This window comes from Acidaminococcus massiliensis (assembly GCF_900095825.1).
GTDB lineage: Bacteria > Bacillota > Negativicutes > Acidaminococcales > Acidaminococcaceae > Acidaminococcus > Acidaminococcus massiliensis.
The window spans coordinates 1-14,040 of the sequence record NZ_LT608315.1; the positions used below are offsets into that span (position 1 = coordinate 1).

Annotated in this window: 11 protein-coding genes and 1 rRNA gene; all 12 read right to left on the reverse strand. The window is 54.7% G+C overall.

Features of this window, described 5'->3' with window-relative positions; all coding sequences use genetic code 11:
- Positions 1–62 (reverse strand): 16S ribosomal RNA (locus tag BQ2657_RS00230); the annotation flags it as partial.
- Between the two features lie 294 nt (positions 63–356).
- On the reverse strand, positions 357–1,766 hold the full coding sequence (gene scfB / locus BQ2657_RS00235; protein ID WP_083236112.1) for a thioether cross-link-forming SCIFF peptide maturase: 1,410 nt from the start codon (positions 1,764–1,766) through the stop codon (positions 357–359).
- A 71-nt stretch (positions 1,767–1,837) separates the two neighbouring features.
- Positions 1,838–1,981 carry a six-cysteine ranthipeptide SCIFF gene (scfA, locus tag BQ2657_RS00240; RefSeq protein ID WP_071142269.1) on the reverse strand — a complete coding sequence of 48 codons (144 nt, stop codon included), beginning with the start codon at positions 1,979–1,981 and terminating at the stop codon, positions 1,838–1,840.
- 87 nt (positions 1,982–2,068) lie between these two features.
- Entirely contained in the window at positions 2,069–2,920 is an 852-nt protein-coding gene (locus BQ2657_RS00245; RefSeq protein WP_075578840.1) for a polysaccharide deacetylase family protein, read from the reverse strand.
- Positions 2,917–3,846 (reverse strand): DNA-binding protein WhiA, encoded by a 930-nt coding sequence (gene whiA / locus BQ2657_RS00250; RefSeq protein ID WP_075578841.1) that lies wholly within the window; start codon positions 3,844–3,846, stop codon positions 2,917–2,919. The genes BQ2657_RS00245 and whiA overlap by 4 nt, the downstream gene beginning before the upstream one ends.
- Before the next feature lie 3 nt (positions 3,847–3,849).
- Positions 3,850–5,223, reverse strand: a complete 1,374-nt coding sequence (locus tag BQ2657_RS00255) for a gluconeogenesis factor YvcK family protein (RefSeq protein ID WP_075578842.1) — start codon at positions 5,221–5,223, stop codon at positions 3,850–3,852.
- A 10-nt stretch (positions 5,224–5,233) separates the two neighbouring features.
- On the reverse strand, positions 5,234–6,094 hold the full coding sequence (rapZ, locus tag BQ2657_RS00260) for an RNase adapter RapZ (RefSeq protein WP_075578843.1): 861 nt from the start codon (positions 6,092–6,094) through the stop codon (positions 5,234–5,236).
- An 80-nt stretch (positions 6,095–6,174) separates the two neighbouring features.
- On the reverse strand, positions 6,175–6,984 hold the full coding sequence (locus BQ2657_RS00265; protein ID WP_075578844.1) for a Cof-type HAD-IIB family hydrolase: 810 nt from the start codon (positions 6,982–6,984) through the stop codon (positions 6,175–6,177).
- A 68-nt stretch (positions 6,985–7,052) separates the two neighbouring features.
- Positions 7,053–7,214, reverse strand: a complete 162-nt coding sequence (gene rd, locus BQ2657_RS00270; protein WP_012937911.1) for a rubredoxin — start codon at positions 7,212–7,214, stop codon at positions 7,053–7,055.
- A gap of 115 nt (positions 7,215–7,329) precedes the next feature.
- The gene (gene uvrC / locus BQ2657_RS00275) at positions 7,330–9,192 is read right to left on the reverse strand and encodes an excinuclease ABC subunit UvrC (protein ID WP_075578845.1); all 1,863 of its coding nucleotides are present in this window, start codon (positions 9,190–9,192) and stop codon (positions 7,330–7,332) included.
- The gene (gene uvrA, locus BQ2657_RS00280; protein WP_075578846.1) at positions 9,189–12,008 is read right to left on the reverse strand and encodes an excinuclease ABC subunit UvrA; all 2,820 of its coding nucleotides are present in this window, start codon (positions 12,006–12,008) and stop codon (positions 9,189–9,191) included. The genes uvrC and uvrA overlap by 4 nt, the downstream gene beginning before the upstream one ends.
- Positions 12,001–13,995: an excinuclease ABC subunit UvrB gene (gene uvrB / locus BQ2657_RS00285; RefSeq protein ID WP_198524500.1), complete on the reverse strand. Its 1,995-nt coding sequence runs from the start codon at positions 13,993–13,995 to the stop codon at positions 12,001–12,003. Before uvrB ends, uvrA begins: the two co-directional genes overlap by 8 nt.
- Positions 13,996–14,040 lie beyond the last annotated feature (45 nt).

Consider the following 14,040-nt stretch of genomic DNA (forward strand, 5'->3'; position numbering starts at 1 on the left):
ACTTGCATGTGTTAAGCACGCCGCCAGCGTTCGTCCTGAGCCAGGATCAAACTCTCCAAAATAGATATTTTGAAGAGCCGCTTGGCTCTTGAAAAACTAGCTTTGATTTTTTAACCTGGTTGTCATCCAGGTGACTCGATCTCATCACTTAAAGTGACTTGACCCGCACATCTGTCAACAATATTCAGTTCTCAGGGTTCCAACCTTGTCGCTCATCGGCGACTTGATTATAATATCACGGGATCGTGTTTTTGTCAACAGTATTCCTAAAAAAGTTAAAAGGGATTGGCAGAATATACTCTGCCAATCCCTTCCATCGGCCGCTGACCATTGACAGCTGACCGCCGACAATCCAGTTACTTCTTCTCCACTTGGAACTTGAAGTTGTCGATCACCGGCCGGTGGTCAGCACCGCCTTCTTTCACATCTTCTGTCAGGAGGGCCTGGACGATGATGGCCATTTCCAGACGTTTCTTCTGGATCCGGCAGCCGTAAGCATAGGGTTTTTCAATGGTGCCATTGGCCAAGTCTGCATTGGCGTGGCAGCCGCCGCTGCAGAAGAACCGTGCCCAGCAGGTCCGGCAGTCTTCTTTTTTCATTACATGCATATGCCGGAAATACTGGACCATATCTTTCTTCACGATTCCTGTATCCAGTGTTCCCATTTTGTATTTTTCCCGTCCCACGAACTGATGGCAGGGATAAATGTCCCCTTCCGGGGTGATGGCGAAATATTCATGGCCTGCCCCGCAGCCTGCCAGCCGTTTGGCCACACAGGGGCCGTTGTCCAAAGCCACGTTGAAATGGAAGAAGTCAAAAGGCACCCCGGCCCGCTTCTTTTCCAAATAAGCACGAGCCAGCTTTTCGTATTCCTTGTCCAAGGTCGGCCAGTCTTCTTCCGTCAGCACCCAGGATTCCGTAGTCCCCACCACCGGTTCCATAGAGATTTCAGATCCCACATCCAGCATGGCCAGCACGTCATCACAGAAATGGGTGTTGTAATGGGTATAAGTTCCCCGCAGGTAGTAGTTCTTCCCGTGGCGGGATTCGATGACTTTTTTGAAACCCTTCACCGCCGCATCATAGGACCCCACATGGCCGGGATAAGGACGCATGTGGTCATGGGTCTTCTTGCTGCCGTCCAGGGACAGGACCAGCATCACCCGGTTGTCGTTGAGATACTTGACGATCTCATCGGTAAGCAGGGTGCCATTGGTGGTCAGGGTCAGTTTGATGTTCTTCCCGGTTTCCTGTTCCCGCTGGCGCACATAGTCCACAATGTATTTCACCACGGGCATGTTCATCAGAGGTTCCCCGCCGAACAGGTCCAATTCCAGGTTATGGCGCTGTTTGCTGCCCTTGATGGCAAATTCAATGGCTTTCTGGGCCACTTCTTTGCTCATGAGCGCCCGATGGCCGCCAAAATCTCCTGTATCCGCGAAACAGTAGCCGCAGCGCAGGTTGCAGTCGTGGGCCACATGGAGGCACAGGGATTTCAGCACCGGTTCATCGGAAAAGGTATCCGGCACCGGGAAATCCGGGGAAAAGAGCAGCCCGGCCTTTTGCAGTTCCTGGAGTTCTTCCAGGGCTTCGTCGATGTCTTCTGCCGGATATTTTCCGGCGAAATGGGCTTTCGTTTCTTCCGGGTTGGTCCCGTCGTAAAAGCCCAGCAGGTCATAAATCATGGCGTCAATGATATGCACGGCGCCGCTGTTCACGTCCAGGACCACGTAATTGTCGTCCAGATGCATTCTATGGATCAGCAAGTTTCTATCCGCCCTTCTTATACAAGAAAATAGCTCCCTGCGCATGCAGGGAGCTTCCGCGCATAACTCAATTATGCCTTTTCGCAAACCTGGTTGCCTACCGTGCAGGAAGTCTTGCAGGCAGATTGGCAGGATGCCGGGCATTCGCCGCAACCGCCGGTTCTCAGGGTTTTCTTCAGCATTTCTTTATTCACAGTCTTGATTCTCTTTGCCATCATCGTTTCCTCCCTATCTTCAAGTCTATACTTTATTCTATATGTTTTTCAGAGAGAACGCAAGTCCCTCAACCGTTCCTATCTTTCTTACAGATGAAGTTTCGCCCGGATTGCATAATACTGGCGGATGACCCAGTCCGTATTGATTCCTGTCTGATCGATGTAGCTCTGGATCTGGGCCCGTTTCAGATCATACTGGAAGCAGCCCAAGTTTTCCGGCTTATTCTGGAACACGTTCACCCGGCGCAGCCGCATAAGATCTGTCTTGTCCGTATTCACTCCCACACGGCCGTCCACCCCGGCAATATAGCCGGCCTTCCTCACCTGGGCGGCAATGGCATCACTGGCGGATCCGTTGGGATAGGAGAAGGTGAGCCCTTCCGGCGGATTGTAGATGCCCCGCATATGCTGCATGGAACTGGTCAGTTCGTATTCCACTTGTTCCGGCGTCATGGACTGGAGGGGCTTGTGATTGAAAGTATGGGAACCCAGAGCCCACCCGTATTTCAGCAGTTCATGTTCTTGGTGCCAGTCCAGATAGCCCGGCCAGCCTTCATATTTCACGGCCATGTACATGTTCCCTACAAAACCGTATTTCTTCAGGATGGGGGCTGCATAGGTCAGGTTGTCCAAATAACCATCATCAAAGATCAGCACACATTCCTTGTGGAACTTCCGCCCTTCTTTCCGGCCCTTCACATAATCTGCCAGAGTAATGGTCTTCCACCCTTCCTGCTTCAAGTATTTCATCTGCTCATCGAACTGTGCCGGAGGCATGGTATAAGGATCATCATGGCCCGGTTCCACCCGGTGATACGCAAAGATGGGTACGGTTTCCTCACAGAACCGCGGAAAATCCTGCTTCACATATTCATATCCCCCATAGGCAAATCCACACAACGCCGCTACAATCGCCAAAAAAATGATCAGTTTTTTCATTGCTCCCCATCCTTCAATTTTTCTGCTAACTGTTCCAGCTTCTTCAGCCGGTGATTAAATCCGGATTTTCCCACACTGTCTTCCGTCAGGGCTGCCAGTTCCCCCACTGACAGATCCTGATGCTCCCTGCGGAGCCGGGCCGCTTCCTGCAGGGGTTCTGGGAGAGTGCTCAGCCCTACCGTATCTTCAATGATCCGGATGGCATTCAGCTGCCGGACTGCCGCCTGGACCACCTTGTTCAGATTGGCGGTCTCACAGTTCACCTGCCGGTTCACCTTGTTGCGCATATCCTTCAGGACCCGGATGTTTTCAAACTCCAAATAGGAATGGGGTGCCCCGATCAGGGATAGAAACGAGGCAATGGCATTCCCCTCCTTCAGATATACGATATAGGAATTCTTCCGGTCCACGATCCGGGCTGGCAGGCTGAATCCCTTCATGATTTTCTGGATGAACTGCCCCATATCCAGATTATCACAAATCAGTTCCAAATGATAATCACTGATGGGTTTGTTCACAGAGCCTCCTGCCAAAAAGACCCCCCGCAGGAAGGCCCTCCGCTCTCCTTCTTTTTTCAAAAGTACACTGCCTGCTTCCTCTAAAGGGGACAGCAGATGGAGCCGGCTAAGAGCCGCTCTTGCCTCATCGGAAGGAAGCACATGGACCTGGTACCGGTTATTTTTTTTCAGTCTCCGGCTCCGGGTCACGATCACTTCTGTCTGCACTGGGAAATTATTTTTCAGCAGCCGCAGCACACGTCGGGCCAAAGCTGCATTTTCCGTAGTGAAATGGATTCCCACCTTCCGCCCGCTGAGAGAAACGGAACCGCTGATCCGCAGCAGGCCGAATAGTTCAGCCTGTTCACAATTGTGCTCTTCGCCTTCTGACCGTGCAATTTCATTTTTTACATCGTGAGAAAAAGACATGGGTCAGGACTCCTTTTTCGTATGTTTCCGCAGCTCCTGCATGGTCTGCCGGGCAAAGAAATAATCGAAGAACCGGATACCCTTGCCAAACAGTTTCAGCCGGTAAATCAAGGCAATGATGGTCTTGGCCAGCTTCAGGGGATTGTGCCGGACCAGGTCGCTGTCATTCAACAGCTTGGCAGGCACACAATCAATGCCCAGTTTCTCGATTTTCTCCACATCAGGAGAAACAGGCATAGCTCCTTCTTTTTCATACTTGGCCAGGATCTCCGGAGAAGCCTTCTGCTCGTTGACCACCACATAATCCAGGCACTGGCATCCCATGTGCCGGATCAGGGCCTGGACGTGTTCATAAGCCCCATAGCCATCGGTCTCTCCAGGCTGGGTCATTACATTGCATACATAGATCTTCACGGCCTTGGAGCGGATCACCGCATCCCGGATCCCAGGGACGATCAGGCTGGCTAGGACGCTGGTATACAGGCTGCCCGGTCCCAGGATGATGGCGTCTGCCTTCAGGATGGCATCCACAGCCCGCTGGGACGCCCGGGGATTTTCCGGTTCCGTCATCAGCCGGAGGATCTTATGGGGAGAAGCAGTAATAGAACTTTCTCCCACCACCGTACTTCCGTCGTCCATCTGAGCCTTCAGCTGGATATTGTCCGTGGTGTTGGGCCACACATGGCCCCGCACCTTCAGGATCTCGCAGGTAGCGGCAATGCCTTTTTCCATGTCCCCGCCTTCCACATCACTCATAGCGGCGATGAACAAGTTCCCCAGGTTGTGGCCGCTGAGAGCACTGCTCTTGAACCGGTACTGCATGACTTTTTCCATCAGCGGTTCCGTATCGGAAAGCGCCACCAGGCAGTTCCGCATATCACCAGGAGGCAGGATGCCCAGTTCTTTCCGCAGCCGGCCGGAAGATCCCCCATCGTCGGCAGTGGTCACTACCGCCGTACAGTTGTTGGTGATCAGTTTGATGCCCCGGAGCAGGACGGACAGCCCTGTGCCTCCGCCGATGACCACCACGCTGGGCCCCTTGTCCAGCTTCTGCTGGGTAAAGATCAGTTCCCGGAGAGATTCCTTCTCTCCGGGCATCACTGCATTGATGATGGTCTTCACCACATGGGTAGCCCCCAAAAGCATGCACAGGATCCCCAGTACTACACCGAAGGCCCCCAGTCCGGTAATGGTGGACTGATAGTATTCCCCACCCACGGAATTGATGAACTTCAGTACCAAGGCTTCCAACAGCCCCACGAACTGATAATTGAAGATTAAAGTGACGCCCACACAGGCCAGAACTGCGCCGAAGGCAAAAAGGAACAGCCATCGTTTCAGATTCAGTCCCGGGTACAACCACTTAATCCATTTCATACGCATTCACCTATTTCTTTATCAAGTCGCGATGGATGACCTGCACCCCATAGCCGCATTTTTCGATGAAACCGCCCAGCTGGTTGGCAATGAACACGCTCCGATGCCGGCCGCCTGTACAGCCCACTCCGATCATCAGCTGGCTCTTGCCTTCCTGGACATACTGGGGCAGTAGGAACTGGATCAAAGCAAAGAGCTTTTCCTCAAATTCCCGGGTCACCGGTTTTTCTTGGATATAGTCTTTGACAGGCTGATCGTTGCCGCACAGATTCTTCAATTCCGAGATATAAAAAGGATTGGGCAGAAAGCGCACATCGAATACCATATCACAATCCAAAGGGATTCCATATTTAAACCCGAAAGATTGGACCACGATGTTCATAGGAGGCAATTCTCCCCCCTTGCCAAAGAGTTGGATGATTTTCCGCCGCAGCTCCTTGGTCGTGGTCTTGGACGTATCGATGATGGTGGTGGCCCGTTTCCGGATCTGGCTGAGGATTTCCCGTTCCCGGGCAATATCGGCACTGAGGCCGTTGTGCCCGGCCAGAGGATGGCGGCGCCGTGTCTCTTTGTACCGCCGGATCAGAGTGGCATCATCCGCATCCAGGAATACCAGTTCATAGGGCATGCTGCTCTGGTTCAGCTGATCCAGGACCTGGTTCAGGTCTTTAAAGAATTTTCCGCCCCGGATATCCACCACTAGGGCCAGCTGTGCTCCAGCGTTCTTGTTCTGGAGGCACAGTTCAATGAATTTCGGAATAAAAGTCGGGGGAAGATTATCCACGCAAAAATAGCCCAGATCTTCCAGCGTACGCATCACCTGCGTCTTCCCCGCGCCGGACATCCCTGTGATGAGTAAAGTTCTCGCCATCTGCCTTCCACCCCCTGAAAAGTCTTATCATTTTTATTATACAATGGAAAAAAGTCCGTGTAAAGTCTTGGACCGGTTCTTTATACCGGTACGTCTACTTGTCGGGTCATGATGCTCCGGATGATCCGAGCGACCCCGTTCCGGGTGTTGGGAGCCGTGACCACTCTGGCAGCCCGGCACACGGCTTCATTGGCATTGCCCATGGCCACTCCCAGACCCGCATGGGCGATCATATCCAGATCATTGTCTGAATCCCCTACACAGAGGATCTCTCCTTCCGGAATCCCCTCCCGAGCTGCCAGCACCTGGAGAGCATGCCATTTGTTGGTAGCAGGAGCGGTGATTTCCAGGAATCCTTTGGAAGAACTGACGATTTTGATCTTTCCGGAATACTGCTGTTCCAGTTCCTGCCGCAGTTCCTTCACCCGATCGGAAATCACCAGCAGTTTGTGAGGGGCTTGGGGCAGCGCATGGATGGCTTCCGGCTCCACTTCATAAGGAACCCTGGCAAAATGGGAATAGAACCGGACCTCTTCACAATCCCGAGGCGCCCACAGACAGTCATCCACATAGGCCTGGATGTAGATTCCCCGTTCCAGGCAGTCATCCAACAAAGGCTGGGCCACTTCCAGCGGGAGAGGCCAGTTCCCAAGGACCTTTCCACTGGCAGGATCTTTGAGGAAAGCTCCATTGTAGACCACAAGAGGACGAGTCAATCCCAATTCCTGGGCATAGGGCAGCGCCGAACGGTACATCCGTCCTGTAGCCAGGGTTACGTAATACCCAGCCGCCACGGCTTCCCGTACAGCGGCCGCATCTTCCGGAGCGATATTCTTTTCCTGATCCAGCAGAGTGCCGTCCAGGTCCATAGCAATCATTTTCAGCGGCATAAACTACCTCCAGATTCCTGATATAACAAAAAAAGGCTGCCGCTTTCGTGCGACAGCCCCTTCCTTTTTTAGGCTTCTTCAGAGAACTGATCCTTGCCTACGCCGCAGATGGGGCAAACCCAATCTTCCGGCAGATCTTCGAATTTGGTACCAGGAGCAATGTTGTGTTCCGGATCACCGGCAGCTTCATCATACACATAACCGCAAACGTCGCATACATATTTTTTCATTGTTTGATCCCCCTAAGGATTATTTTTATTTTCGCCATCGATTATACCAAAGGTTCCATCCTGTGGCAATAGGTTTCAGGGAATTTTTTGATAAAAATTATTGAATAAGAATATTTTATATTTTCTTATCCGCTATGCCCATCCCCTTATCCAGAAGTTCGGTTTTTTGGAGTACATTGCCCTGCAAAAAAGCATGGACCCGTTCTGCCACCACCCGGTTCATGGTTTCCACAGCCGCCAGATCTTCCACCGACGCCTGCCGCATGGCCTCCAGGGAACCGAACCGCTTCCACAGGGAAGCCCGGCGTTTGGGCCCCATCCCTTCCAGATGGTCCAGGACGGACACCAAGTTTCGCCGAGCCAGCCGTTTCCGATGATAGGTAATGGCAAACCGATGGGCCTCGTCCCGAATGTGCTGGATCAGGTGAAGGGCAGGGGACATCTTATCCAGCAAGATACTGGTGTGGGCCCCTTCTTTGAAGATTTCTTCTTCCCGCTTCGCCAGGCCGATGACGGGAACTTCTTCCCCAGAGATACCCAGGCCCCGGATCACTTCGCAGGCAGAGCTCAGCTGTCCTTTGCCTCCATCGATGATGATCAGGCTGGGCAGATCTTCCAGGTCCCGATAACGGCGGTAGACCACTTCCTGCATGGATTTGAAATCATCGGGCTTGCCTTCTGTGGAGCGGAGCTTGTACCGGCGGTAATCCTTCTTGCTGGGTTCCCCATTCCGGAACACCACCATAGAAGCCACCGTTTCCCGGCCCTGGTTGTGGGAAATGTCGAAGCAGTCCATCCGTTCCAAAGGCTTTACAAGGCCCAATGCTTTTTGCAGCTGTTCTGCCGCATCCAAGCCGGTCTGCCCAGAAGCCTGTCCTCGGCGCAGCCGTTCTTCCAGGTTCTTTTTCGCATTGTTCACTGCCATGAGCACCAGGTCATGCTTCAGCCCTCGTTGGGGTACCAGCAGATCTACGGTTTTTTCATTCAGGGTGCTGAGCCATTGGGAGAGCAGTGTCCTGTCGCTGTCTTCCAGTTCTTCGCTGACCAGGATTTCCCGTGGAGGACGGTGATTTTCGTGGTAGTACTGCTTCAGGAAGTCCGCCAGCACTTCTCCTCCCGGTTCCCCGATTTCCTGATCCAGGAAAAAGCTGTCCCGTCCCAAGATCTTGCCGCTGCGGATGAAGAACACCTGGACACAGACTCCGCTGTCATCCATGGCCAACCCCACCACATCCCGGTCCCCGCTTTCTGTGGTGGCTTTCTGTTTTTCTGCCAGTTTCCGGACGCTCAGGAGGGAATCCCGGTACCGGGCTGCTGCTTCGAACTCCAGTCGGTCCGAAGCCTCCTGCATCTTGGCCGTCAATTCCTTTTCCAGCTGGGCCACTTTCCCATCTAGGAGCAGCAGCACGGAATCTACCAGCTGCCGATACTCACTCACCGGGACTTTCCCGGTACAAGGGGCCAGACAGCGATGGAGATGGTACTGGAGACAAGGCCGTTTGGCATTCAGGTTCCGGCAATGCCGGAGAGGAAACATGGTACGGATCAGTTTCATGGTGTCCCGGAGAGCCCCTGCATCGGCGAAGGGACCGTAATACCGTGCTCCATCCTTCAGGACCCTCCGGGTGAGCACCATCCGGGGATAGGCCTCCCCTACGGTGATCTTCAGATAGGGATAGGTCTTGTCGTCCTTCAGGTCGATGTTGTACCGGGGCCGGTACTTCTTGATCAGGTTGCATTCCAGGATCAAGGCTTCCATCTCACTGGCAGTGACGATGGTTTCGATGGAAGCCACGTGGGCGTTGATGGCCCGGACCTTGGGGGACACCTGGCTGGCCGGGCGGAAATAGCTGCGCACCCGGTTCTTCAGGATCACCGCTTTCCCTACGTAGATCACTTTGCCGGAAGCATCGTGCATGATGTAGACGCCCGGCGCATTGGGAAGTACCGCTAAGGTTTCCTTGATGGCATCGTTCATACCAAGACCTTCTTTACATACTGGCCGGTGTAGGATTCCGGCACTTCCGCCACCTGTTCCGGAGTCCCGGTGGCGATCACCGTACCGCCCCGGTCGCCTCCTTCCGGCCCCAGGTCGATGAGCCAGTCAGCGCTTTTGATCACATCCAGGTTGTGTTCGATGACCACCACGGTGCTCCCGGCATCCACCAGCCGCTGGAGGACTTCCAGCAGTTTGTGGACATCCGCCATGTGGAGTCCGGTAGTGGGTTCATCCAGGATGTACAGAGTCCGTCCAGTGTTCACCTTGGCCAGTTCCGTGGCCAGTTTCACCCGCTGGGCTTCCCCGCCGGAGAGAGTGGTGGCCGCCTGGCCCAGCCGGATGTACCCCAGGCCCACGTCTTCCAGCACCTGGAGCTTCCGGAGGATCCGCTGCTGGTTGCTGAAATATTGGCAGGCTTCGCTGACGGTCATATCCAGGACTTCTGCGATGTTCTTCCCCTTGTACCGGACTTCCAGGGTATCCCGATTGTACCGGGTGCCTTTGCACACTTCGCAGGGCACATACACATCAGGCAGGAAGTTCATCTCGATTTTCAGCATCCCGTCCCCATGACAGGCCTCGCACCGGCCCCCCTTCACGTTGAAGCTGAACCGGCCTGGCTTGTAGCCCCGGAGCTTGGCATCATTGGTGGTGCTGAACAAGGTCCTGATCAGATCAAAGGTCCCGGTATACGTAGCCGGATTGGATCGGGGTGTCCGGCCGATGGGGCTCTGGTCGATGTTGATCACCTTGTCGATGTGCTGGGTCCCGGTGATCCGGTCATGGGCCAGAGGCCGTTCCCGGGCCCCCATCAGTTTCTTGGCCAGGGCCTTGTACAGGATGTCGTTGATCAGGGTACTTTTGCCGCTGCCGCTGACTCCGGTGACCACCGTCAGGGTCCCCAGAGGGATGGACACATCGATGTCCTTCAAGTTATTGGCCCGGGCGCCCTTGATGGTCAGCTTCTTCCCATTGCCTTTCCGGCGCTGGGCGGGCACAGGGATCTTCTTCCGGCCGCTGAGATACTGACCGGTGACGGATTCCGGCACCTGGCTGATTTCTTCCGCAGTCCCCTGGGCCACCACATACCCCCCATTTTCTCCGGCTCCCGGACCGATATCGATGATCTGATCCGCCGCCCGCATGGTGTCCTCATCATGTTCCACCACGATCAGGGTATTTCCCATATCCCGGAGGTTCTTCAGGGTTTCCAGCAGTTTGTCGTTATCCCGCTGGTGGAGCCCGATGCTGGGTTCGTCCAAGATGTAGAGCACGCCCACCAGGCCAGAACCGATCTGGGTGGCCAGCCGGATCCGCTGGGCTTCCCCTCCGGACAAGGTAGCCGCCGCCCGGTCCAAGGTCAGATAATCCAGCCCCACATTGTTCAGGAAGCTGAGCCGAGCGCGGATTTCCTTCAGGATCTGTTTGGCAATGAAAGCATCCCGGTCCGACAGATGGAGATCATTGAAAAAGGCCAGGCATTCCCGCACCGGCAGCTGGCACACCTGCTGGATGTTCTTCCCGTCCACAGTGATCCCCAGGACCTCCGGACGGAGCCGGGCCCCATGGCAGGTGGAACATTCGATGGCTGTCATGAAAGATTCATAATCCAATCGCTGGCTTTCGCTCATGGCCTCTTTCAGCCGCCGTTTCAGCACCGGGATAATCCCTTCGAAAGGCGTATTGTGGTCGTTGATCTCCCCCATGAGATTCTGGTAGGAGAAGGTGAAGATTTCGTCCGGGATCCCTTCCAGGAGTTCCTGCTGGAACTTTTTGGGCAGGTCTTTCCAGCAGTTCTGGAGGGAAAAACCCCGGCTTTTCAGTACGGCAGCCAGCTGACAGAGAAAGTAGGACTTCACATTGGAACTCACCGCTGCAATGGCCCCCTGATCAAAAGGTTTCGTTTTATCCGGGATGATCAGATCCGGGTCGAATTCCATATGCTGGCCCAGGCCCATACAATCCGGGCAGGCCCCGTAGGGGGCATTGAAGGAAAACAGCCGGGGTTCGATTTCCGGCAGGCTGATGCCGCATTCCGCACAGGCGAACTTTTCGCTGTACACATGGGTCTCTCCCCCGATCTCTTCGATGGCCACGGTGCCTTCCCCCAGCTTCAGGGCTGTCTCCAGGGAATCGGTGAGCCGGCTCCCCAGGCTGGGACGGGCCACCAGCCGGTCCACCACTACGGAAATATAATGCTTTTTATTTTTGTCCAGCTGGATTGCCTCATCCAGTGTATAGATATGGTCATCCACCTTCACCCGCACATAGCCGGCCCGGCGGACGGTTTCCAGGATGTTTTTGTGTTCCCCTTTCCGTCCCCATACCACCGGGGCCAGGATCATGAACTTGGTCCCTTCCGGCAGTTCCAGCACCTTGTCGGCGATCTGCTGAGGGGACTGCCGTTCGATCACCTTCCCGCACTTGGGGCAGTGGGGGATCCCGATCCGGGCAAACAGCAGCCGGAGATAGTCGTAGATCTCCGTCACCGTCCCCACGGTGGACCGGGGGTTCCGGCTGGTGGTCTTCTGGTCGATGGAAATGGCCGGGGACAGCCCTCCGATATAGTCCACATCCGGTTTGTCCATCTGTCCCAGGAACTGCCGGGCATAGGCGGACAGGCTTTCCACATACCGGCGCTGCCCCTCCGCATAGATGGTGTCAAAAGCCAGAGAGGATTTTCCGCTGCCGGACAGGCCGGTGATCACCACCAGCTTGTTCCGGGGAATCTTCAGAGATATATTCTTCAGGTTGTGCTGCCGCGCACCCTGGATCACAATGGCATCTTCATTCATGAGCTTTCCGTTGCTCTCCTTTCAGCAATATCAGCTGGTCCCTGTATTCTGCAGCCAGTTCAAAATCCAGCTGCTTGGCCGCTTCCTTCATTTTCTTCTCCATGGCTCGGATCTGTTTGTCCAGCTCCCTGGGTTTCAATTTCTTCACAGTTTTGGCCGTATATCCTTTGGTGGAAGTATCTTCTTCCTCCACCTTGGTCAATTTGATCAATTCCACCACTTTTTTCTGGATGGTCTTGGGTACAATCCCGTGGGCCTTATTAAAGGCCTCCTGCTTTTCCCGGCGCCGGGCCGTTTCGCCGATGGCCCGTTCCATGGATCCTGTAATGGTATCCGCATACATGATCACCCGGCCGTGGGCATTCCGGGCCGCCCGCCCGATGGTCTGGATCATAGCAGTGTCGCTGCGGAGGAACCCTTCCTTGTCGGCATCCAAGATGGCTACCAGGCTCACTTCCGGCATGTCCAGCCCTTCTCGGAGCAGGTTGATACCCACCAATACATCGAACTTCCCGGCCCGCAGGTCATGGATGATCTCCGCCCGTTCGATGGTGGCAATGTCCGAATGGAGGTAGCGGACTCGGACCCCGGCAGTGGTAAGGTATTCCGTCAGGTCTTCTGCCATTTTCTTGGTCAGGGTGGTCACCAGCACCCGCTCCTTCTGACCGGTGACCTTGTGGATCTCGCCCAGCAGGTCGTCGATTTGTCCCTTGATGGGACGCACTTCGATTTGGGGATCCAGGAGCCCGGTGGGACGGATGATCTGTTCCACCACCTGGTCGGTGGTTTCCATTTCGTAGGGCCCGGGAGTGGCAGAAACGTAGATGATCTGCCCCCGCTGGGCCTGGAATTCATCAAAAGTCAGAGGCCGGTTGTCGATGGCCGAAGGCAGCCGGAACCCGTACTTCACCAGCTGTTCCTTCCGCGCCCTGTCTCCGGCGTACATGGCCCGGAGCTGGGGCAGGGTCACATGGCTCTCGTCGATCACCGTAAGGAAATCTTTGGGGAAGTAGTTCACCAGGGTAAAAGGCGGTTCCCCGGGCTTCCGTCCTGTGAGATGCCGGGAATAGTTCTCGATGCCGCTGCAGTAACCCAATTCCTGCATCATCTCCAGATCATAATTGGTCCGCTGTTCCAGCCGCTGGGCCTCCAGGAGCTTATTTTCTCCCTTCAGCACCTTCAGCCGTTCATTCAGTTCCCGGCGGATGTCCTTCCGGGCCCGCTCCAGGTTTTCATCACTGGTCACATAGTGGCTGGCCGGGAAGATGGCCACATGGGTCCGTTTGTCCACCACCTGGCCGGTGAGCACATCGATTTCTTCCAAGCTGTCCACTTCATCTCCGAACAGTTCGATGCGGATGGCCTTTTCTCCGTAGCTGGCCGGGACCACTTCGATCACATCCCCCCGGACCCGGAACTTGCCCCGCTCCAGGGACAGGTCGTTCCGTTCATACCGGATCTTCACGAGTTTTTCCAGGATGGCATCCCGTTCCACCGTCTGGCCGATGCGCAGAGAAAGGACACTGTCGTAATAGTCCTTGGGCCCGCCCAGACCGTAGATGCAGGAAACCGAAGCCACTACGATCACATCCCGCCGTTCCATCAGGGCAGAAGTGGCCGAGTGCCGCAGCTTATCGATTTCGTCATTCATGGAAGAATCTTTTTCAATATAGGTATCGGTCGCCGGGATATAGGCTTCCGGCTGATAATAATCGTAATAGGAAACAAAGTATTCCACCGCATTGTTGGGGAAGAATTCCTTGAATTCACTGCACAGCTGAGCCGCCAAAGTCTTGTTGTGGGCGATGACCAGAGTGGGTTTCTGGACCTTCTGGATCACCTGGGCGATGGTATACGTTTTCCCAGTACCCGTAGCCCCCAGGAGCACCTGGGTGCGGAGACCATCCTCCACTCCTTTGGCCAAGGCGTCTATGGCTTCCGGCTGGTCTCCTGCCGGAGCAAAAGGAGCATGGATTTCAAATGGCATAATGGTTTCTCCTTGTTCATTCAGATTCTCTTTCATTATATCATA